Genomic DNA, 22,081 nt, shown 5'->3' with positions numbered 1-22,081 from the left:
ATCTAAATCTAACTTTAAAATTAAAAGCGACACTGATTGTCGCCACCATGCTCTATCCAGCCATGAATCATACGCCGAGTCGAGAGTGCGGCACCGCAGTTACCCTCGCGGTCGATGACAATCACCCCGCCTCTGCCATTCACCCGACGAACTAGGTAGTCGATGGCAGAGCTAGCCGCCTCAGGAGCGCTCACAGCCGTCAAGTCGATAATGTCGGCAATGCGTTTAGCTAGCGTGGTGCGTAAAAAATCTTCCCCAAATCCGGTACAGGAGACAGCGCAGCTCTCACTATCGGCATAGACGCCAGCGCCGATAATCGGGGAGTCGCCCACGCGGCCAAACCGTTTATTGACAATGCCACCGGTAGAGGTCGCCGCCGCCAAGCCGCTGTAGTTATCGCGGGCAACCACGCCGATGGTGCCATATTTGTCGGCCCCCTCTTTTGGAATTAGGGAGGCGGCATCGTCGTGATCGAGACCGATGCTATCGCTCTCTCGTGCCCGTTGCCACTGTTCGATTCGCTCTTGGGTATAGAACCACGCCTCCGGCTCGGTCGGTACGGCAAAGCGCTGTCCAAACTTCATCGCCCCCTCACCAATGAGCATCACATGTTCGCAACGGCTCAAGACCAAGCTAGCGAGCTGAATTGGATTTTTCACCCCGATCACACCGGCCACGGCTCCGGCTTGCAGGCTCTCGCCGTCCATAATGGCGGCATCCATCTCTACCCTCCCCTCCTCATTGAGGACCGAACCTCGGCCAGCATTGAAGAGGGGATCATTCTCCAACATAATCGCGCACGCCTCAACCGCTTCCAGCGCTCTACCCCCTTGGGCCAAAATCTCTCGACCCTGATCCAGTACTCGGCAGATGCTCTCAATGTAGGGGCGTTTTTGCCTCTCTGAGGTCAGATTTCTCAGCTCACCAGCCCCGCCATGAACCATTAACGAAAATCGGTTCTCTGTTGTCACTCCACTGCTACCTACTTCTGTTAAACCTATCTTGTGGGCAAAAAAAGACCCCCCATTCGCTTGCCTCTACCCCTTTTCGGGCCGTTCTCCAAAAAACTGTTTGGCGCTCTGCAGTAATCGGTGTATTTTTCCACCCCATTCGTGGCCGCTATCATAGCCTACTGCTCTTTTAACGGCCATCTTCTGTGACTTTTTTCGAGGATTCTCTGCTTGGAAAAGATTAAATCCAACTGCATCGTTCCGAGTGCGGCCTATGCCGTGCCCAAATCGCTCATTAAACGCTACGATAGCCACTGCCATAAGACACCGGAGGTGGGCGATCTCATCTTTGGTGAGGTGATGGCGCTAGGGCACCATCGCAATATCGAGAGCCGCTCCGGGCGGCTGCATACGCTCAATATCGGCACTCGGTCGATTTTTGTCTTCGGGAACCGCTACGCCCCCGATCAGTATGAGGGGCGGGTACCTGCTGACTATCGCGATACGGTCGATCTCTTCAGTCGCGGCGGAGTGGTCGGGGAGGTGACGCAGCAAAATCAGCTCATCGGCATGGCGACCCGAGTTAAGCTCCTCGGCTACGCCTGTCAGGAGAGTGGCGAGGTGATTAATAGCCGCAGCCATCTGCTCATTAAGCCGACAAGATCGGAGCGTCAGGGCGAGGGAGCGCGGCTGATTTTGTGTATCGGCACCGCCATGAACAGCGGCAAAACCGAGGCGGCGGCAGCCTGCTGCTACGCCCTCTCTTCGATGGGGCGGCGGGTTCGTGCCGCCAAGGTGACCGGTACGGCCAGCCTGAAAGATATTCTGTTAATGAACGATTGTGGCGCTGAACATATTGCCGATTTTACCTACTTTGGCCACCCCTCCTCCTATCTGCTCGATCAGCAGCAGCTACTGAAGATGTTTCACGATATCGACATGATGTATGGCAATAATCCGAAGAACTATCTGGTGATGGAGTTTGCCGACGGTATCTTTCAGCGGGAGACGGCGATGCTGCTCAAATCGCCTCCGGTACGGGAGCGGCTCTCTCGGCTTATCTTCTGCGCCCCCGACTCCACTGCGGTCTATGGCGGGCTGCGGATGTTAAAAGAGGAGTTTGATCTGGTGCCTGATGCCATTTCGGGACTCTGCTCTAGCTCTCCGCTAGCGATGCGGGAGATTCAGAGCTTTACCGATATTCCGATCTTAATGAGTATGGAGAAGGATTTTCGGCGTATTTTCGAGATCATTCACTAATTTAGCTGAATCCGCTGCCCCCAAGGCACCTGCTGCTTCCCCTTCACTAACCAGATAACCGGAAATGGCGGTTCAAGGCTAGGAAAATGTCCCTGAGCGTCGGTAAAGTAGAGCAGCAGATCGGGCTGAGGAGACTGCTCCTCAGCCCAGCGAATCGCCGGTTCAAAGTCGGTGCCACCACCGCCGATAAACTCTCGCGGCAGGCTAAACGCCTCCCACGGCTCGTAAACCCATGGCCCATCGTCGGCCAGTTCGGCATCGCAGGCCAGTAGCGTCACCCTAGCGGCCATTTGCGCTTTAATCGCATTGACCTCCGAGAGAAACTGGCGCATCTCCTCATCGCTCACCGAACCGCTAGTATCGAGTGCTACCACCACCTTAAGCTCGTGGCTCTTTAGGCTCGGCATAATCGCCTCTCCCTCTCGGCGAGAGGGTCGGGAGTAGTTGTAGTCATTGCGTGCGGTCGCGGTCATATAGCGGGCGAGCAGGTTTCGCCACGGTAGTTGTGGCTGTAGCAGGTGGTCAATCATTCGCGCCAGCGCCCCGCCTAGTTTGCCCGACTGCAGCGCATTTTGAGCCGCTCCCGCCATGCGTTGCGACCACTGTACCGCTAGCTGCTCCTGCTCATTAGGCGTGAGCGGCTTCGGCTTGGAGGCGCCACCCTGATCCTGCTGCCCCTTCCCCCCTTGACCACCGCTCAGTTTAGAGTCGCCTTGTCCCCCATCGTCCTCTTGAGCGCCCCCGTCGCTCTCACTCTCTTGGTCATAGAGGTGATCGTCGTGTGGGGTGAGTCTATCGTCCTCATCTAGCAACGGGTAGATCTCCTCCGCCGTCAACCCCTCAAATTCGGGATTAGGGGGGATCGCATCGCTAGTGAGGGTCATCCCTTCAGCCACGAGTAGCTGGTTGATGGCGAAGTCACACGCGATATCCCAACGAAACTTATCCCGATGGTGGCGGCGAGCAAAGTGCGACAGGGCACAGTGGAGTGCTTCGTGGGCCAATATAAACTGGGTTTGGGCTAAATTGAGCGGTTCGATATAGTCGGGGTTGTAGTAGAGCGCTTTCGCATCGGTCGCAGTGGTTTTGCACCAGTGGCTATCGGCAAGCACTAGCGGCAGACGCAGCACCAGCGCCCCTAAGAAGGGCTTATCGAGAATTAGCCTCGTCCTAGCGGCTGCCAGTTTAATCTCAATAGCGGCTATCTCAGCGCTACTATACATAGAGCATCACTGCGGCGACTTGGTTAGCCCAAGGGGCAAATTCAGCCACACTAAAGAGCTCTTGGCCGACGGCACGGTGGAGATCGGAGACTAGCATGATCCCCATCTCCTTCTCATGAAACATCGAAGCGTAGTTCAATACCTTGCCATACACCTCGCCCCCCTTGCCCTCATCGCGGGCACGAATCGCCCGACCCACCAAGGCGGAGGCGATGGCGTACTGTAGATCTACCTCGCGCGGAATCGGTAGCTGTTCACCGCGTAAAATGGCGTCGATATCGGGTAACTTATCGAGATTGTTAATAAAAGCGTGGACTTCAATCCCCGCCGCCGGCCCCACACACGCCTGGAGTGAGTCGAGCAGCAGTGCCGGCATTTGACCAAATTTGCGCAGCGCCCGATGGGCAAACTCCCACGAACGGGGCGAAGGGAAGGCGATCGGATTATGCGCCGGATCAAAGTCAAACAGTAGCTCGGGGCGAAAGCGTAAAAAGGCGATAATCCCCTCATCAATTTGGTGGGCATAGGCCCAGCTAACCCAATCATCAAGATGGGTTTCGACCTCAAAGTGGGCAAAGCGGTTCGCTAGGGGGGCCGGCATGGTATAGGTCACGCCGCGATCCCCCTGACGGTTACCGGCGGCGATAATCGCCCAGCCATCGGGGACTTGGTACTCCCCCAATTTGCGATCCAAAATGAGCTGGTAGGCGGCAGCAGAGACGCTAGGGGGGGCGGAGGTGATCTCGTCTAAAAAGAGGATCCCCTCCTCGCCGTGACGATCGCTATGGGGCAACAGCGCTGGGGGAGCCCACTCAACAGTCGCGCCGGAGCGAAACGGAATACCGCGCAGATCACTCGGCTCCATCTGCGATAGGCGTATATCGATAACGCCGATGTTGTGCCGCTGCCCTACCTGCTGCACCATCTGCGACTTCCCCACCCCCGGCGGCCCCCAGAGCATGACTGGGGTGTGGTGTCCCTCGCGGGTGCTTAAAAACTCCTGTTCTAGTATGGTATGAATATGGGCAGGACGCATCCGGCTCTCTCTCCTGTATCGTTATTAAGGTTAATAGGGGCTGTTATGGGGTCGGGAGGCTGATGAGTTCAACCCCGTCTCCCTCTAGGAGAAGAGCGCTTTATTTCGCTTACTCATCGTCTCCAGCATCTTCCAATAGACAATGGGAATCTGCTGCATCTTCTCCAGCGGCAGCGAGACTAGCTTGACACCCTCTGCCATACGATAGTGCACAATATCGACATAGTGGGCTTCGCCAAAAAATTCGCCGGCCTGAAGAGTAAACTCCACCTCACCAAAACTATTTAGCCACTCAACAGAACCGGTTTCAATAAGATAGAGTCTATCCGTTGGGTTGGCGTGAATGATCTCGCCTCTATCGCATTGGTGATATTGGATATACTCTAACATCGACTCTAGGGTTAAAAAGGTAATCTCCTCCCCAAAGAGCCAAGTGCGGCGTAAAAAGCTCACTTTGGTAATAATCTGCTGCATAGAGTCTAGGAGCTGGTTCTTCTCCAGAAAATAGTTAAATAACCGGCTCGATATCGATAACAATCGACAGTGAGAGACGGCAATATAGGTACCCCGATCAAGGCAGCTATCATTTAACAGCGTCTGGATGCCAATAAATGAGCCGTAGGCTAGGGTATTGTGCACTCTGTTAGCGGCGTCAATATAGGCTACTGTGCCAGAGAGGACGATATAGATATGATCACACACCCTATCTAAACGAACGATAAGTGTCCCAGCATTTAGCTCCACAATAGGGCAGTCCAATAAAATTCGCAGTTGGTTTTTACTTACTTTCGAGAAGAGTGTCCCGACATAGTAAGCGGCCCGAACCCGCAGGTAGTCCTGCTCGCCGGCAATGAGGGTATCTAGCACCCCAAAATAGGAGGCCGATCCAATCTCCAACTCATTCAGGGTTAGCTCTCTATCGATGTGTGCTAGTAGCAACCTGTTAGAGTTATCCCCCTTAAAATCTTGCGCCATACCATGAATTAACCCCCCACCGATATCGATCTTTTTTATATCTGCCGCGGTTAGATAGTGCTGTTTAATCTGCTCTATATAGTCACGGCCCAACTCGGGGTAGTTTTGCAACATCGCATCCAGTACTGAAAAGGCCGATAGATCGGCCCAGTGGGCATAACTCTTCTCTTGGCCGTCACTATCGATGGCTTTAAACAGAAACAGATTATTCTCAACCGGATGGGGCGAGTAGAGGGGCATGACTTCGAGTCCGTCACAATCGTTCCACTGGTTAAAATTGAGATCGCGCACCTCAAAGAAGCGCTCAAACTCCCTCTCGGTTAACGAGACCAGCGCGGCAAATTTTTTCGCCACCGAGGCCCGCACCAGTGGCGAGGCGAAATATGTTAACTTTCTATCGGTACGAATAAGGGCAGGAAGTCCGGCAAAGTGATCATCGTGGCAGTGGGTATGAAAAATCCCCTCCACTTCGCTAATATCGATTCCGAGCGCCGTTAGTGAGCTCATCACATTAGGCCCGGCATCGACCAGAAAGATACGCCCCTGAAAGATTAAAATAGCGCTCATGCTAGGGCGATTGGCATCCCAGCCATCCCCCTCACCCGAATGAAGTACCGAGAGGTAGTGGCGCTCCACATGGTGCCGACCTAAGGTATAGGGCTGTTCATAGACGACGCCCGCAGGCAGAGTGAGGTTAACGGTGGTCTCTTTGCCGCGGTACTGAAACCGAAACTCATTGGCCGCGATTCGCTCGACAGTGACCCCGTTTCTTATTTCGCGCGCCTCCCCCTCTAGGATGAGGCTATCGATAAATTTATCGGGAGGGTGGATGGCGTTAAAAGCGAAGTGGAGCTTGATTTTCATGTAGCGTTCCGCCTCCTCCCTACTCGCGCCACACGCCATCATCTCCTCAAGGGTCGTTAAACCATAGTTACCACAGTGGATATAGCTTAGCTGCGCTTCGACCTGCTCACGCGATCCGACTAGCAGCGGCTTCACCCCACGATTATTCGGGTGCCCCGGTAGTATCATTCCCTGCCGATAGAGCATCTGTAGCACCGGAAACTCGGCAAGATTTGAGATATTGCCATTTTGCACTAGCAGATCGGAGAGCAAAATGACATTCGGACCACTCTCATACTCGACCCCCTCGCGCGAGACTCTCTTAATAAACCCCTGCTTTTTTAAATGCTTAACGACCTCTCCTGGGCAACCACACAAAATGTAGAGCTCTGCCTCCGGTATCTGAATCCAGTACACGCCGGCGGTGACCTCCACTGTCAACAGATTTTGCATCGCCTCTCGTAGTGAGTTCTGCATCTGCTCTAGCTCCGCAGTGCGCTGTTTTACCCGCTCCTCTAACTGCTGCTGATAGGAGAGCAGAGTCAGGTGTGTCTTCACTCTAGCCCGAACGATGGTTTTGGAGATAGGTTTACTAATATAGTCAACAGCGCCCCGCCTGAGCCCCCTCTCTTCATCACTCTCTTCACTCTTTGAGGTAATGAAGATAACCGGAATCTGCTGAGTCTGCTCATCTTGTTGTAAGTGGCTTAATACTTGATATCCATCCATATCTGGCAGTTCGATATCTAATAGAATCATATCGGGAATAGGAGCCGATTTTGCTTGTGAAATCGCCTCTTGGCCATCTTTTGCCAGTTTAATATGGTACTCATCTTCTAGTATTTTATTTAATACATTAAGGTAGAGCTGACTATCATCAACAATGAGAATGGTTCGAGGGGGAAGCGTATGAGACATAGAGTCACCTGTTATCATCGTACGACTGACACTCTAAGCCGGTAGCTGCCATATTTACCGGCAAAGGGGGCGAGAGTCGCCTGTTCAGGGGAGGATTGCACGCTCACATAGAACAGACCACTGCGGTTAGGAGTAAAGGTGAGTCCGGAGCGCAAATTAGAGCCATCGTTGAGTTGATCGGGGGGGGAGGTGACATAGTTACGATTATCGTTATCGTCATCTTCTAATAGCTCCCCTCCCCCTTCACTGTAGAGCGTTATTAGGGTGTCGGCACCGTTGCGTAGATCAAAGGTCTCGATCCGATAGGTTCTATGATCGGCTAGTTGTAGCCGCACCACATCGATATCGCCCTCGCCGTAGAGGGTATGCGCTTGGCTAAGGCAGGTCTGGTTAACCGCAGTGTCGCGACAATCGTTGAGCGGCAGGGTGGCATCAAGCGTATTGTCACTCTCAAACGCATCGGGCTGCATAAACACCCACCGCTCGGCAAAGATCGCCTCTAGGGTTGGGCGTTCAGGCTCGCCAAAGCGTGCTAGCGCCGCCTCCCACAGCCGCTCTAAGTGGATCCACTCCCCTTTTGCTTTAGCCGCTGGAAGCGCTTGGTCAATGAGTGGCCAGAGCTGCTCTGTGCCGTAGGCCTGATCGAGTTGCCATAGAATTTGGCTCACCGCCACTTCGTTGGAGGCGTAGAGGTAGCAGTCGTCACCCCCGCTGCAGAGCCCTTGATCGCGATTGGCAAAATCGAACGACCAGCCGTTAAAGAGACGGGTATCGACATAGTTGGTCACCCGATTGTGTGCAGTCGTCGAGAGCGCCTCGGGCGTTTGCGCCACTAGCCACTGCTTAATCGCTGCCATCACATAGGAGGCGTACCCCTCGCTCCAGCTTAAACGCAGATCGAGCGCCTCATCGGTAACAAAGTGGTAGCCGCCGGGGGAGTCGGAGATCCCCAGTGCATATTCAATGTAGTGGCCAAATTCGTGCCAGAGGACATCATCGTCATAGCTGTCCGAATCGCTACGACTATCGCTAACATACATTCCGGGGCCATTCACGCAGTCAATACCATCATACTCGTCACAGAAGTAGGTGCCGCGACTCTCTCCCGCCTGCCAGTAGATATCGAGCGGAGGCAGTGCCGGTTTATCGGGGCGGTGGGCGGCTAAAAACTGCATCGCTTGGGTTAAGACATCGAGCATATTCATCCCGCCAGCGAGGGAGGGATCATCGAATCGCAGTTCTATCTCGCTATCGCCAGTGCTGTCGTTCAAATAGTGGTCGTGGCGGTAGAGCTGCTGGCCGTTGTTATAGAGGTTTAACTGATAGCCTCCCTCTGTTATCGCGGTCGCCTTAAAGCGAATACGGCTGACGCTGCTATGGCTATGGCTATCGACAGTCAAGCTAAAATGGCCATTTTTGTCGCTCTGAGTGGTAGCGATAGGTTGCAGTTGGGTATCGAGTAGCTCCAGCGATACCCCCTGCAAGGGGCGCTGGCGCTCCTCTTTGGTCAGGGCTGTGCTGTGATAGAGTCTATCGGTATAGCTAACTTTGCCAGACCAGTGAGACGGCCCCTTAACGATGCTTTGGGAGGGTGCGCTGGCTAACTGCGAGTCGTTCACAGTGCTATCGTCGGCGGCGGATTGACACCCGCCTAAGTTAATGAGGGCGGCGAACAGCACCGCTCCTGCCATCGGGCCACGAGTTAGCAATTTACGGTACCTCGCCTATCACATCGACCCCCTCAGGCGGTTGAAACTGAAACAGGTGCCTCTCTAGCACCGGATTGCGCTCCACCTTTTGTAGCAGCAGGCGGGTTGTCTGGCCAAAACCGTCGATCATCTCAATGGCTCGTAGCGTCTGACCCTCAATCGCTAGCCGAATGGTATTGAAACTCGCGTCGCTCTGTTTAGGGTAGAGATTGAGCCAGAAGAAGCCATTTTGCTCTCCAATCTCCTCAACGGTAAACGAGTGGTTTAACGGCTCTTGGCCGGAGAGGAGTAGCGCCGGTGTGCTACCGAGAGCATCCTGTTGCGGCTTCACGCTCACCTGCTCTAAGTCCTTATCGTAGATCCAGATAGACTCCCCATCGGCGATATAGCTTAGCTCGTAGGGGTGGTAGTAGTCGAGCCGAAAGCGCCCCGGACGGTGGAGAATTAACTGGCCAAGGCTCTCCTCAATCAGCTCCATTCTCGGGTTGAGTACTGTCTGCACAATCTCGGCTCGCAGCGTCGTAAGATCGTCAAGAAACTGCTCTAACCGCTGACGACTCTCAGCCGCCGTGGCCGCGCCGATGGTTGTCACCCACACCACGATGATCATTGCGATAATACGCGCCATGTAGCTACCTCTGTTACCCGTTATCGGTACGAAAAAAGTGCATCAACTTAACCAAGCGCTCCGCCTCCTGCTGCAACATCTTTGCCGCTGCTGCAGTCTGCTCGACCATGGCTGCATTTTGTTGAATGCCGCTATCCATCTGAGTCACGGCGCTATTTACCTGCTCGATCCCTTTTGACTGCTCGGTCGCGGCGGCGGCGATTTCGGTAATAATATCGCCAACTTGTAGCACCGATTCGACAATGGTGTTGAGGCTATGGTGCATCTGTTGCACCACTTCGGTGCCGCTATTGACGCGACAGACCGACTCCTCAATGAGCTGCTTGCTCTCCCGCGCCGCTGCGGCGCTGCGCTGGGCTAACGCCCTGACCTCGCCGGCGACGACAGCAAATCCACGCCCATGCTCCCCTGAACGGGCCGCCTCGACAGCCGCATTTAGCGCTAATAGATTGGTCTGAAAGGCGATTTCGTCAATCACCGAAATAATAGCAGCGATCTTCTCTGAAGAGCGGCTAATCTCACTCATCGCCTCAATGGCTCTGCCGATAAGCTCTACCCCCTGCTCAGCATTGGTACGAGCGTTGTGGGCTAGCGTTTTGGCTTGATAGGTGCTGTTGGCCGTCTGCCGCACTGACCCTGTCATCTGCTCCATAGAGGAGGCTGTCTGCTCCACCATACTCGCCTGGGCTTGGGTTCTATTGGAGAGTTCGTGACTGCCGCTAGCAATCTCAATCGCCGTCTGTTCGACCTGGCAGCTCCCCTGATTCACCTCATGCACCACCCGCTGTAGCTCGTTCTGCATCTGTTGCAGCGCATAGAGCACTTGGGCTATCTCATCATCGCTATCGATCTCCACTTTTTGGGTCAAATCGCCAGTTGCAATCGAACCTGAGAAGCTCATCGCTCGCTCTAGCTCCTGACGAATAGAGCGAATGGTCGCTAGGTTAAGGGCCACAATCGCGGTAATCATCACCCCGACAACGACCAGACTCATCCAGACATTTTGCCAAAAGGTCTGATTAACATCATCGACATAGATACCAGAGCCGACAATCCACCCCCACGGCTGAAAGCCGCTGACATAGGAGACTTTGGCCACCGGCTCCTCAAAGCCAGGTTTAGGCCAATAGTAGTCAACATAGCCGGCTTGCTGCCTCTTAACCACCTGCACAAACGCCATAAATAGCCGTTTCCCATTCGAGTCTTTAATGTCAGCGAGCGGTTTGCCATCGAGTGCCGGTTTGATCGGGTGCATCACCATCACCGGTGCCATATCGTTAACCCATAGGTAGTCCCCGTCACCGTATCGGATCTGTTTGAGCTGTGCGAGTGCGCTCTGTTTGGCAGCCTGCTGAGTGAGCGCCCCACTCGCGGCTTGGGCGGCGTAGTCGTTGACTATCGACATCGCGACTTCGACCACATAGCGGGTGGTCAGGCGCTTTTCAGCCATTAACGCCGAGTGTTTGGAGTGGAGCAGTAGCCCAGCCACCACTCCCATTCCGACGATCGCCACGACGACACTGATACTCAATCTGGTTTTGATAGCAAACCGATTTAATAACGCCATGTCTCTTCCTCCACTAATTTTGCGGCGGCGGCACCAGTATGTCGCGCTGGCCGTTCGATTTTATCGAACTCACCAGCCCTGCCACCTCCATATCATCAACCATGCGTGCCGCACGGTTGTACCCTACCTGAAGTCGGCGCTGAATACCGGAGACTGACGCTCTGCGGGTTTCGATAACAATCTGCACCGCTTGGTCGTAGAGTGGATCGAGTTCGCGATCTCCCCCTGCTGCCCCCTCTATGGCCAGTGGATCTCCGGGAAAGAGCGCCTCGCCCCCCTCTGACTCATCGTAGCCGTTGACTATGGCATCTTCATAGTCGGGTGCGCCAGTGGTTTTCAGTACCTCTACCACTTTTTTGACCTCATCATCACTGACAAAGGCGCCGTGGGCTCGAATCGGCTCCTGCCCCGGCGGCAGATAGAGCATATCACCCATGCCGAGTAGTGTTTCGGCTCCCATCTGATCGAGCACGGTGCGGGAGTCGATTTTAGAGGCGACCTTAAACGCGAGGCGGGTCGGCACATTGGCCTTAATCAGACCGGTTAAGACATCGACTGAGGGGCGTTGGGTGGCTAGTATGAGGTGGATTCCCGCCGCCCGCGCCTTTTGGGTCAGGCGAGCAATCAGCTCCTCCACCTTTTTACCGACCACCATCATCATATCGGCCAGCTCATCGACTATCACCACAATAAAGGGTAGTGGCTCTAGTGCCTTGGGCTGCTGGGCACCGATACCGGCAGGATCGGGTTGAAAGAGTGGATCGGCAATGCTCTGCCCGGCAGCTAAGGCATCATTAATAATTTTATTGTAGCCGGCGATATTTCTCACCTTAAGGGTGGCCATCAGTTTATAGCGCCGCTCCATCTCGGCCACACACCAGCGTAGGGCGTTAGCGGCATCTTTCATATCGGTCACTGCCGGAGCGAGCAGGTGGGGAATATCGTTATAGACCGATAGCTCGACTACCTTCGGATCGATCAGTAGCAGCCGCACCTGTTTTGGGGTAGTCCGGTAGAGGATACTCAATATCATTGTGTTGATTCCTACCGATTTGCCGGTACCGGTCGCGCCGGCTACTAGCAGGTGGGGCATTTTGGCCAGATCGGCTACCACCGGATTACCGCCAATATCTTTGCCTAGCGCCATGGTCAGCGGGGAGGGGTTCTCTCGATACTCACGGGAGCTTAATGTTTCGCTTAAAAAGACCATCTCCCGATTTTTGTTGGGGATCTCAAGTCCAATTGTCGTCTTGCCGGCAATCACTTCGACCACCCGCACACTCACCTGCGAGAGTGAACGGGCGATATCGATAGCGCGGTTGGTAATTTGACTCCCCTTCACGCCGGGGGCGGGCTGAATCTCATAACAGGTCACCACCGGCCCGGGATTGACTGATTGTACCTCGGCGTCAATTTTGTAGTTTTTCAGCGTATCCTCCAGCAGCCGCGACATCCGCACTAGCTCATCTTCGTTGATGGAGATTCGATTCTCCGGCGGCTCATCGAGTAGCTCCAGTTTAGGCAGGTTATCTGCGGTTAAACCGTACCCTGGTGGGAGTGTCGACCGCTCATTGCGCTGAAAGTGGTGGATCGGTTTGGGCGCTGGCTCTGTCGGTGCCTCGTGAAGTTGATCCTCTTGCGCCTCATCCTCCTCCTCCCATGCCGCCTCTTCTGAGAGGAGACTTGGGGCGTGTGGCTCCCAATCGTGTTCAGGCATAGGCTCTGAGTCTGGTACGGGCGCAGCCTCTGGCTCCAGTTCTGGCTCCGGTTTTGGCTCCGGTTCTGGCTCCGGTTCTGGCTCCGGTTCTGGCTCAGGTTCTGGCTCAGGTTCTGGCATGGAGACTGGCACGGGCTCTAGCGCAGGCGCTGGTTTTGGCTGGGGCGGCTCTAACTCTTCGATATCATCCTCCTTAACGCTCTCGATCGCAGCGCTATTAAGGCTAACCTTTGGCAGAGGCCGACTCTGCTCTACATCGTTTAGCGCCTCCTCCAGTAGATCCTCATCCCAATTCAGAGTCGGTTCAATTCGATCTCGCGTCACCACAGTCGAGTTATCGAAACTCTCAAGTTCGTCAGCCACAGCTAACGGCGGCTCCGGTTCGGGCGCTAACTCGCGCTCCTTCGCGGCGTGGCTAAAGATAACAGCCGCTTGAGAGAGCGACGCGACCATAGCACTCGCCATCGCAGGCTTAGGTGGCGGCTCTGGTTCTGGCTCTGGCGCTAATGTTGACTCGGGCTCGGGTTTATCATCCGCTATCGAATCGGGGCGAGAGTGGATAATCACTGGCCGCCTCTCCACCGGTTCGGACAGATCAACAGCCTCCTCTAGTGCCTCCTCTAGTGGCATCGACTCATACTCAAGCTGACGCAATTCATAGTCGCGCTCTGCCGCCTTCTCGGCTCGGCGTAGCTGGCGCTGCTCCTGCCACTGAGAGACTCTATCGGCTAGCTGCTGCCATGCCCCCTCCCCTATCTGGCGCATCCAAGCGACCCCCTGTAGGGTATGCATACCGGTCACCTCCATCAACCAGAGCCAAGAGAGTCCAGTTAGCAGGGTAATGCCGGTCAGTAGCAGCGCCAACAGAATTAGGGTCGAGCCTAGAAAACCTAGCAGTGGGATCGCTATGTGGGTCGCCACAACATCACCAAACACCCCACCGGCGACATCGGCATCTGGGATCAGATCGCGATCTGGCACCACATAGTGCATGTGAGCTAAACCGCAGCCACTAAAGATGATAACCAGTAACCCGCCCCATTTAATTAGCATCAGTAGCCAGAAGATACTCCCCTCTAGCTGTTTGCGCTCCCGCAAAATGGTATAGGTCAAATAGGCCAGCATCAGCGGCAGTAGATAGGCTACCATGCCAAAACCGTGCAGCACCACATCGGCAATCCAAGCGCCTATCTGACCGCCAAAGTTGTGGTAAGAGCCGTTGGACTGGTTATGGGTAAAGGCGGGATCGCTCGGATGGAAGCTAATTAGCGCTAATAGCAGAAACAACGCAAGGGCGGCCAAAAGTATCGCCGCTACCTCCCGTAGGCGCGAGCCGAGCTGTAGCTGCCGCTGTGGCTCACTACTCTTTTTACGCCGAGGCGTATTGGTTGCTGAGGGTCGTTTTGTTACTGCTTTTTTGGCTGCCAAGATCAATTCCATTCAATTCGCTAGGCGACAGCTAAGAGCGGTTAGCGGCAAGATTGCCCCAAAACCGATAACAATCACCTGATTTTACTAATGAATCCGCTCCCACGGCTGATAATTTCGGACAAACAGGATAACTAAGTTGCCCATTATAACGCCAATCGTGGCCACAACGGCTACCCCTGTCATCAATATGGTGGCCTTCTTGTGACGGCGCTAAAGGGGGCTATCTTTGCAATTCAAACAGGCCAGAGCCGCAGTACCGCCACAACCAAGCCACCCACTGCGACAGTCGTTGCAAAAAACCAGCGCATCTGCTGCTTAATCTCCAGATGAATCGCCATAATCTCATTATGTTGCAGATCGAGCCGTTTATCGATCTGCTCAAACCGCCGTCTATTCTCTTCGGCCATCTGCTCAAAGCGCTTATCGATCTGTGTCAACGCATGCTCAAACCGCTTATCGGTCTGGGCCTCCCCCTGCTCAAACCGCCGTCTATTCTCTTCGGCCATCTGCTCAAAGCGCTTATCGATCTGTGTCAACGTATGCTCAAAGCGCTTATCGGTCTGGGCCTCCCCCTGCTCAAACCGCCGTCTATTCTCTTCGGCCATCTGCTCAAAGCGCTTATCGGTCTGGGCCAACGCATGCTCAAACCGCTTATCGGTCTGGGCCAACGCATACTCAAACCGCTTATCGGTCTGGGCCAACGCATACTCAAACAGCCGTCTATTCTCTTCGGCCATCTGCTCAAAGCGCTTATCGGCCTGGGCCTCCCCCTGCTCAAACCGCAGTCTATTCTCTTCAGCCATCTGCTCAAACCGCTTATCGGCCTGGGCCAACGCATGCTCAAACCGCTTATCGGTCTGTGTCAACGCATACTCAAATCGCTTATCGGTCTGGCCCCCCTCCTGCTCAAACAGCCGTCTATTCTCTTCGGCCATCTGCTCAAAGCGCTTATCCATTTGAAGCATAAGGTCACGAATGAGCTCACGCTGGGCTTTAAACTCCTCACCCTGATTCTTTAGCGCCTCCTCAACTCGGACCATCCGTTCCCGTAGTTCAATCTCATAGACAACCGGTGGCTTTCCTAGTGACTGCTCGGCTAACCATCCCCCTATGTGGTTCTTAATAAAGGAGATATCCTCTTCCGCTAACATTTTTTGACACCCTGCTCTCTAGTTGAGACTATTGCGCTAACCGTTACTATCTGCGCCCAAAATTTAAGGGGGCGGCGGGAAGTTAATAGCATCCTGAAAAACAAGCAATTTCACAGGAGCCCCACCCATACCAGATATTATGCAGCGTTTAAGCAGTTTGATCTACGAATTAGGCTCGACTAAATCAATGTCATTTGCTTTCCGTTGACCCGATTTGTGCTTGCGTAGGGGCACCCCCCTGTGGGTGCCCATGAGGCAACGATCTCTAATCTCCTGTTATAACTCTACTTTTAACTCGCTTGCCCTAAATGATAGTCGCCGCCAATCAACCATCAATAAACAATTTACTTGAACCGCGAGGCACTAATCCAGTATGTTTAGCGCCGTTACAAATTAGAGTTAACCCATAAAGAGGTGGATGATGAAACTTAACCGCAAAAAAGGGATACCGACCCTGCTCGGTACCCTGCTTCTTGGCAGCTCGACTGCCCTCTTAGCCGCCGATGTGCTCAAAATTGCCATTGTCGGTCCGATTACCGGCCCTGTTGCCCAGTATGGTGATATGCAGATGAGCGGCGCTAAAATGGCCATCGAGCGGATTAATGCCCAAGGGGGCGTTAACGGTATGCAGCTCGAAGCGGTCTTGATGGATGATGTCTGCGAACCGAAACAGGCGGTCGCTGTCGCCAACAAGGTTATTAATGAAGACATCCGCTTTGTCGTCGGCCACCTCTGCTCCGGTTCGACCCAACCGGCCTCCGATATCTACGAAGATGAGCAGGTCTTAATGATCACCCCCGCATCGACTAGTCCGGCGATTACCGAGCGCGGGTTTGAGATGATTTTCCGCACCATCGGCCTCGATAGCCAGCAAGGACCGGTCGCCGGTCGCTACATTGCCAACTCGATTCAACCCAAACAGTTGGCCATTATTCACGATAAGCAGCAGTATGGTCAGGGGATTGCCGATGAGGTCAAACAGACCGTTGAGAGCATGGGAGTTAATGTTGTGCTCTACGAGGGGGTGACTAAAGATCAAAAAGATTTTTCAGCCCTCATTACCAAAATGAAGAGCCGCAATGTCGATTTTGTCTATTACGGCGGCTACCATCCTGAACTAGGTCTCATTCTGCGCCAGTCGCGCGAGCAGGGCTTTAAGGGCAAATTCATGGGGCCAGAGGGGGTGGGCAATAGAGACATCAGCGCCATCGCCGGTGAGGCATCCGAAGGGCTCTATGTCACCCTACCTGCCGACTTTACCACTTTGCCGCAAAACCGCGATCTGGTCAAAGCGTTCGAGGCTAAAGGCGAAGACCCCACCGGCCCCTTTGTGATGCCTGCCTATGCTGCGGTACAGATTATTACCGATTCGATTAAGGCAACCGGTACCCTCGATACCGTTAAAATCGCCAACTTCATTCGCAGCCACAGCTTCGATACCCCCATCGGTAAAGTGCAGTATCAGCCAAATGGTGACTTAAAAGATTTCAAATTCGTCATCTACGAGTGGCACGCTGACGCGACTAAAACGGCGCTACAGTAGAGTTTGAACGAGACGACCCTCTATAGCGTCTCCCAGCTCAATCGGGAGGCGCGGGTAGTGCTTGAAGGAGGCCTCGGCCTCCTTTGGGTCTGTGGCGAAGTTAGCGGCATGGTGCTCGCCCGCTCCGGCCACCGCTACTTCACTCTAAAAGATGAGTTTACCCAAATTCGCTGCACCCTCTTTCGTAACCGTGCCGCCCACCTCACCTTTGAGCCGACCAACGGCATGGAGCTGGAGGCGTGGGTTAAACCGACCCTTTACGAGCCCCGTGGTGAGTTTCAACTAACTGCACTAGAGCTGCGCCGAGCCGGCACCGGTGAGCTACAGCGCCGCTTTGAGCAGTTAAAAGCTAAACTAGAGGCTGAGGGGCTATTTGCCGCCGAACGCAGACGCCCACTCCCCCCCTTTCCCCATCGGGTTGGCATCATTACCTCCGCCGATGGCGCGGCAGTGCGCGATATTATCGCCGTGATGAGAGAGCGCTTTGCCGCCATTGAGCTCATTCTCTACCCCACCCGAGTCCAGGGTGACGGGGCGCAGGAGGCTATTTTAGCCGCGATCGCCACCGCTAATCGTCGCCAAGAGTGTGATCTGCTGATTATTGGCCGTGGTGGCGGTTCGGCCGAAGATTTAGCGCTCTTTAACGATGAAGCTGTGGTTAGAGCGATTGCTAATAGTAACCTTGTCACCGTCAGCGCTGTAGGCCATGAGATCGATACCACCCTCGCCGACTGGGTCGCCGATCTACGAGCCGCCACCCCCTCCGCCGCCGCCGAACAGATCTCGCCCGATGGCAACGAACTAAAGCAGCGGCTAATCGGGTTAACACAACAGCTACTGCGAACGGTACAGCAGCAGCAGCAGCAGCGACAGCAGCGGTGGCACTATCTGCAACAGCCCTTTACCCGCCCGCCGCCACAGCTACAGCAGACGATGCAGCGGCTCGATCAACTAGAGTGGCGACTACAGCAGCCGCTAGGACAGCAGCTAGCGACGGCTCGATGGCGACTAGAACAGGCCCTCACCGCACTACAACGACACTCCCCGCTACAGCGGCTGTTTCAGCAGCAGCAGCGGCTCGATCGCACCCACTACCGCCTACGACAACTCATTGAGCAGCGACTAGCGCAGCAACAACAACAGTTAGCGCGGCAGCCGCAGCGGTTAGGGCACCAGCTTGAACGGCGGCTACAGCAGAGTCGCCACCATTTTCAGACCTTACTAGCTCAACTCCACAGTGTCAGTCCACTTGCAACCCTTGAACGGGGCTACTCCACCACCCATCGCCAGCGCGATGGCACGCTGCTACGCCATACAGAGCAGCTAACAACAGGAGAGCTCATCGTAACCCAGCTACAACAAGGGAGAATTTTGAGCCAAATTATCGAACTTAACCCCGAGACAGTTTAGCCATGAGAGTTACCCCCCCGCTACTGCTACTGTTAACCCTACTTTTAAGCTCCCCCCTCGCTAGCGCCTCTCCCCGCCATAGCGCTGTCCCCGGCGGCATCGCTATAGTCGATTTAGGCCCGGCGACAGCCGACAGTGAGCTACCGAGCGCCTACCACGCCGAACAGCGACTGCTGGTGACCGAGCGGGGGGGGCGCTATAAAGCGTTAGTCGGTATCGCCCTCGACTACCCCCCCGGTAGTCTAACTATCGAGTCGCACCATCCAGAGAGTCCCGCCCCCCGACAGCACTCTCTACAGGTAGTCGATAAGGCCTACCCCGAATCCCATATTACCCTCGCTAATAACCGCCAAGTGACCCCCTATAAGCAGGATATGGAGCGTATCTATAGCGAACAAAAGCGGAGCCGCGCCGCCTTTGCCAAATGGCGTGAAGTCAACACCAGTGCCGAACTGCACCTTCCCGTCGAGGGGCGGCTCAGCGGCCACTTTGGCCACAAACGCTTCTTTAATGGCCAACCGCGTCGCCCCCATAGCGGTATGGATATCGCCGCCCCCGAAGGGACACCGGTGTTCGCCCCCGCCGATGGCGTTATTACCGAAATCGGTGACTACTTTTTTAACGGTAAGACGATCTTTATCGATCACGGTCAAGGGTTAATCACCATGATCTGCCACCTGAACTCGATTGAGGTTGACATTGGCGACCAGATCAGCGCCAAAGAGCGAATCGCCACTGTCGGTATGACCGGCAGAGTCACCGGCCCCCACCTCCACTGGACGGTGAGTCTCAACGGCGTCAGGGTCGATCCGGCGCTCTTTTTGAGCGAAGAGATCATAGCGCGACTGGATGCCCCTAACCATCCAGAGCAATAAGAGAGTGATAAGATGACGAACTTGAGTTTAACGACAGGGAGATAACATTGCTTGAACTGATGATAGCCGGTGGCTGGCTAATGGTACCGATTCTGCTCTGCTCCATCTTTGCCATGACCATTATTATCGAACGGCTGCTAGTGCTACGCCAGAGACGAATCGCCCCCCCCAATCTGGTTAACGGCCTCTGGAAGCTCCACATTGAGGGCAAGCTCACTAACCAACACATCGAACAGCTAGCGCTTACCTCCCCCCTCGGACGAGTCTTGGCTGCCGGTTTAACCCATCTCACCGCCGAGCGAGAGGTGATGAAAGAGGTGATTGAGGAGGCGGGACGACAGGCTGTCGGCGAGATGGAGCGCTATCTCAACGCCCTCGGCACGATCGCCTCCATTACCCCGCTGCTCGGCCTACTCGGTACCGTGATCGGCATGATTAAGGTCTTTGCCGCCATTACCGCCGCCGGAGTGGGCGATCCGACCATCTTGGCAGGCGGCATCTCAGAGGCACTGATTACCACCGCTACAGGGCTCTCTGTTGCGATTGTATCCCTCGCCTTCTATCGCCATTTTCGCCATAGAGTCGATATGTTAGCCCTTAGAATGGAGGAGGAGGCGCTGCGACTGGTCGAGATGATTCACGGTGAACGGCCGGTGAGCCGATGAGATTTCGCCACCGCCCCACCGAGGAGGTCGAACTAAACCTCACCCCGCTGATTGATGTCGTCTTTCTGCTGCTCATCTTCTTTATGGTCTCGACCACTTTTGAGCGCGAAAGTCAGCTTAGCATCGAACTACCCCAGGCGGCTCAAGAGCAGCCGCCAGAGCAGGGTATCACGCTACAGCTCTCCATTAATGCCGCCGGCGACTACTTTATTAACGGCAAAGCGGTTGGCAACTCAAAACCCCACACCCTCTACAACGCTCTGCAACAGACCTCGATGGCACTACAGCAGCCTAAAGTGATTATTAATGCCGACAGAGCGACCCCCCATCAGGCGGTAATGACGGCGCTCGATGTACTCTCTCGCTTGCAGTTAACTCAAATTTTGTTCGCCACCACCCAGAGTGGGGAGTCGTGATGTCAAGTTCACAGAGCACTTGGACGGTCTATCGACGCCTGCTCGGCTATATTCTGCCCCACTGGCGGCTCTTTCTCATCGCCATTATCGGGCTAATTCTGGTCGCCGCGACCGAGACCGGCTTTGCCGCACTAATGAAGCCGATGCTCGATGGCAGTTTTGTCGAGCGCGATGAGGAGATTATCCACTGGACGCCGTATGTGTTAATTGGGCTATTTTTGGTGCGCGGTATCGCCGGCTATCTGGCCGAGTACTATATGGCTTGGGTTGCTAGAACCGTGATTAAAACACTACGAACAGAGATGTTTAGTCAGATGCTACGCCTGCCGGTCACCTTCTACGACACCTCCCCTGCCGGCACGATCATCTCCAAACTGATCTACGATGTCGAACAGGTAGCTCTCGCTGCCACCGATATCATTACCGTCATGATTCGGGATACGCTCACCATTATCGGCCTACTCGGCTGGATGTTCTATATCGACTGGCAGTTAGCCCTTATTCTAATGCTCGGCACCCCCTTTGTCGCCGCTACCATTAATGCCATTAACCGCCGTTTTCGTCGCTATAGCCACCGTATTCAGGAGTCGATGGGCAGTGTTAGCCACATCGCCGAAGAGGTAATTGAGGGGCAGCGCGAAGTGAAGAGTTTTGGCGGCCAACCCTATGAGCGATACCGTTTTGAACAGGCCAATGAGGATAACCGTCGCCTCAATATGAAGCTATTGGCCACCAGTGCCGCTTCGGTGCCGGTAGTACAGCTCATTTCGGCCACCTCAGCGGCGCTAGTGATCGCCTTTGCACTACGGCAACCCGATTTAAGTGTCGGTAGCTTTATCTCCTTTATTAGCGCCATGATGTTAATGTTAGCGCCGATGAAGCGCCTCACCCGCATTACCGCCAATCTACAGCGCGGCGTCGCCGGTGCTCGTAGTATCTTTAACTTTATCGATGCCCCACCGGAGCCCGATCAGGGTCAACAGCAGCTAAGTGGCTGTCAGGGGGCGATTCGCTACCGCAAGGTCAGTTTTAACTACCCGAATCAGCCGCAGCGCCAAGTGCTTAAAGAGATTGAACTCGATATTCAACCCGGGGAGAGGGTAGCCCTAGTCGGCCGCTCCGGCGGCGGCAAGACCACCTTAGTCAATCTCCTACCGCGCTTCTATCTCTGTAGCGAGGGGGAGATTACGATTGATGGTGTTCCGATTAATGCCCTTAGCCTCAGCTCACTGCGACAACATATTGCGCTAGTAAGCCAGAATATCACCCTCTTCAACGATACCATCGCCCACAATATCGCCTATGGACAGCTCGAACAGGTGAGCCAACAGCAGCTACGGCTCGCCACCGAGCAGGCCCATGCGCTGGAGTTTATCGAGCAGCTACCGGAGGGGTTTCATACCATCGTCGGCGAAAATGGGGTCATGCTCTCCGGCGGCCAGCGGCAGCGGCTCGCTATTGCCAGAGCGCTACTTAAAGATGCCCCCATTCTGATTCTAGATGAAGCGACCTCTGCCCTCGATACTGAATCAGAGCGCCATATTCAGGCAGCACTAGAGAGGTTAATGGAGGGGCGGACGACGCTGGTAATCGCCCACCGCCTCTCTACCATTGAAAACGCTGATCGCATTATTGTGCTAGATAGAGGCGTTATCGCTGAACAGGGGAGCCATCAGCAGCTACTACAGCTAGATGGCCTCTATGCGGCGCTGCATCGAATGCAGTTTAATGCCGCTGCGGCTTAACCCCCTACCGCCCTTACTA

General features: G+C 54.6%; 16 protein-coding genes. 7 read left to right on the top strand and 9 right to left on the bottom strand.

All coding sequences use genetic code 11. From position 1 onward, the window contains the following. Nucleotides 1-20: 20 nt before the first annotated feature. Nucleotides 21-944 carry an isoaspartyl peptidase/L-asparaginase gene (locus D5085_14225; protein QEP44174.1) on the bottom strand — a complete coding sequence of 308 codons (924 nt, stop codon included), beginning with the start codon at nucleotides 942-944 and terminating at the stop codon, nucleotides 21-23. Between the two features lie 237 nt (nucleotides 945-1,181). Between D5085_14225 and D5085_14220 the strand changes: the two genes are divergently transcribed. Further along, the gene (locus tag D5085_14220; protein ID QEP44173.1) at nucleotides 1,182-2,210 is read left to right on the top strand and encodes a hypothetical protein; all 1,029 of its coding nucleotides are present in this window, start codon (nucleotides 1,182-1,184) and stop codon (nucleotides 2,208-2,210) included. On the opposite strand, the gene D5085_14215 is transcribed toward D5085_14220, so the two are convergent. The 8 genes from D5085_14215 to D5085_14180 all read right to left on the bottom strand — a co-directional run bounded on the left by D5085_14215 (nucleotide 2,207) and on the right by D5085_14180 (nucleotide 15,408). Next, complete coding sequence (locus tag D5085_14215; GenBank protein ID QEP44172.1) at nucleotides 2,207-3,433, bottom strand: hypothetical protein; 1,227 nt, start codon at nucleotides 3,431-3,433, stop codon at nucleotides 2,207-2,209. The two genes, D5085_14220 and D5085_14215, sit on opposite strands and share 4 nt — an antisense overlap. Beyond that, nucleotides 3,426-4,469 (bottom strand): MoxR family ATPase, encoded by a 1,044-nt coding sequence (locus D5085_14210; GenBank protein QEP44171.1) that lies wholly within the window; start codon nucleotides 4,467-4,469, stop codon nucleotides 3,426-3,428. The genes D5085_14215 and D5085_14210 overlap by 8 nt, the downstream gene beginning before the upstream one ends. 84 nt (nucleotides 4,470-4,553) lie before the next feature. Next, nucleotides 4,554-7,223, bottom strand: coding sequence for a response regulator (locus tag D5085_14205; GenBank protein QEP44170.1), 2,670 nt, complete (start codon nucleotides 7,221-7,223; stop codon nucleotides 4,554-4,556). Continuing rightward, on the bottom strand, nucleotides 7,220-8,914 hold the full coding sequence (locus tag D5085_14200) for a hypothetical protein (GenBank protein ID QEP44169.1): 1,695 nt from the start codon (nucleotides 8,912-8,914) through the stop codon (nucleotides 7,220-7,222). Before D5085_14200 ends, D5085_14205 begins: the two co-directional genes overlap by 4 nt. A 1-nt stretch (nucleotide 8,915) precedes the next feature. Next, a complete protein-coding gene (gene lolA, locus D5085_14195) occupies nucleotides 8,916-9,542 on the bottom strand; it encodes an outer membrane lipoprotein carrier protein LolA (protein ID QEP44168.1) in 627 nt (208 codons plus the stop codon). A gap of 13 nt (nucleotides 9,543-9,555) precedes the next feature. Beyond that, nucleotides 9,556-11,109, bottom strand: a complete 1,554-nt coding sequence (locus tag D5085_14190; protein QEP44167.1) for a HAMP domain-containing protein — start codon at nucleotides 11,107-11,109, stop codon at nucleotides 9,556-9,558. Nucleotides 11,110-11,122: 13 nt separating this feature from the next. Further along, entirely contained in the window at nucleotides 11,123-14,266 is a 3,144-nt protein-coding gene (locus D5085_14185) for a DNA translocase FtsK (protein QEP44166.1), read from the bottom strand. A 224-nt stretch (nucleotides 14,267-14,490) separates the two neighbouring features. Next, nucleotides 14,491-15,408, bottom strand: coding sequence for a hypothetical protein (locus D5085_14180; GenBank protein ID QEP44165.1), 918 nt, complete (start codon nucleotides 15,406-15,408; stop codon nucleotides 14,491-14,493). 421 nt (nucleotides 15,409-15,829) lie between these two features. Between D5085_14180 and D5085_14175 the strand changes: the two genes are divergently transcribed. Genes D5085_14175 through msbA form a run of 6 tightly spaced genes read left to right on the top strand, consistent with a single transcriptional unit; the run spans nucleotide 15,830 to nucleotide 22,062 of the window. After that, the gene (locus D5085_14175) at nucleotides 15,830-16,951 is read left to right on the top strand and encodes a branched-chain amino acid ABC transporter substrate-binding protein (protein ID QEP44164.1); all 1,122 of its coding nucleotides are present in this window, start codon (nucleotides 15,830-15,832) and stop codon (nucleotides 16,949-16,951) included. Between the two features lie 3 nt (nucleotides 16,952-16,954). Continuing rightward, nucleotides 16,955-18,361 carry an exodeoxyribonuclease VII large subunit gene (xseA, locus tag D5085_14170; protein ID QEP44163.1) on the top strand — a complete coding sequence of 469 codons (1,407 nt, stop codon included), beginning with the start codon at nucleotides 16,955-16,957 and terminating at the stop codon, nucleotides 18,359-18,361. A gap of 2 nt (nucleotides 18,362-18,363) precedes the next feature. Then, on the top strand, nucleotides 18,364-19,236 hold the full coding sequence (locus tag D5085_14165) for a M23 family peptidase (protein ID QEP44162.1): 873 nt from the start codon (nucleotides 18,364-18,366) through the stop codon (nucleotides 19,234-19,236). Between the two features lie 47 nt (nucleotides 19,237-19,283). After that, entirely contained in the window at nucleotides 19,284-19,901 is a 618-nt protein-coding gene (locus D5085_14160) for a MotA/TolQ/ExbB proton channel family protein (protein QEP44161.1), read from the top strand. Continuing rightward, entirely contained in the window at nucleotides 19,898-20,317 is a 420-nt protein-coding gene (locus D5085_14155) for a biopolymer transporter ExbD (protein ID QEP44160.1), read from the top strand. The genes D5085_14160 and D5085_14155 overlap by 4 nt, the downstream gene beginning before the upstream one ends. Next, a complete protein-coding gene (gene msbA, locus D5085_14150; protein QEP44159.1) occupies nucleotides 20,317-22,062 on the top strand; it encodes a lipid A export permease/ATP-binding protein MsbA in 1,746 nt (581 codons plus the stop codon). Before D5085_14155 ends, msbA begins: the two co-directional genes overlap by 1 nt. The last annotated feature ends 19 nt before the right edge of the window (nucleotides 22,063-22,081 follow it).

The sequence above is a fragment of the Ectothiorhodospiraceae bacterium BW-2 genome, from assembly GCA_008375315.1.
In the GTDB taxonomy this organism is placed as follows: Bacteria; Pseudomonadota; Gammaproteobacteria; order Thiohalomonadales; family Thiohalomonadaceae; genus BW-2.
This window is presented reverse-complemented; position numbering and strand designations above follow the sequence as displayed.

Coding starts and splice junctions, on each gene's coding strand:
- D5085_14185 (QEP44166.1), bottom strand. CDS start 14,266: ATGGAATTGATCTTGGCAGCCAAAAAAGCAGTAACAAAACGACCCTCA.
- D5085_14225 (QEP44174.1), bottom strand. CDS start 944: ATGGTTCATGGCGGGGCTGGTGAGCTGAGAAATCTGACCTCAGAGAGG.
- D5085_14165 (QEP44162.1), top strand. CDS start 18,364: ATGAGAGTTACCCCCCCGCTACTGCTACTGTTAACCCTACTTTTAAGC.
- D5085_14210 (QEP44171.1), bottom strand. CDS start 4,469: ATGCGTCCTGCCCATATTCATACCATACTAGAACAGGAGTTTTTAAGC.
- msbA (QEP44159.1), top strand. CDS start 20,317: ATGTCAAGTTCACAGAGCACTTGGACGGTCTATCGACGCCTGCTCGGC.
- D5085_14175 (QEP44164.1), top strand. CDS start 15,830: ATGAAACTTAACCGCAAAAAAGGGATACCGACCCTGCTCGGTACCCTG.
- D5085_14215 (QEP44172.1), bottom strand. CDS start 3,433: ATGTATAGTAGCGCTGAGATAGCCGCTATTGAGATTAAACTGGCAGCC.
- lolA (QEP44168.1), bottom strand. CDS start 9,542: ATGGCGCGTATTATCGCAATGATCATCGTGGTGTGGGTGACAACCATC.
- D5085_14205 (QEP44170.1), bottom strand. CDS start 7,223: ATGATAACAGGTGACTCTATGTCTCATACGCTTCCCCCTCGAACCATT.
- D5085_14155 (QEP44160.1), top strand. CDS start 19,898: ATGAGATTTCGCCACCGCCCCACCGAGGAGGTCGAACTAAACCTCACC.
- D5085_14180 (QEP44165.1), bottom strand. CDS start 15,408: ATGTTAGCGGAAGAGGATATCTCCTTTATTAAGAACCACATAGGGGGA.
- D5085_14190 (QEP44167.1), bottom strand. CDS start 11,109: ATGGCGTTATTAAATCGGTTTGCTATCAAAACCAGATTGAGTATCAGT.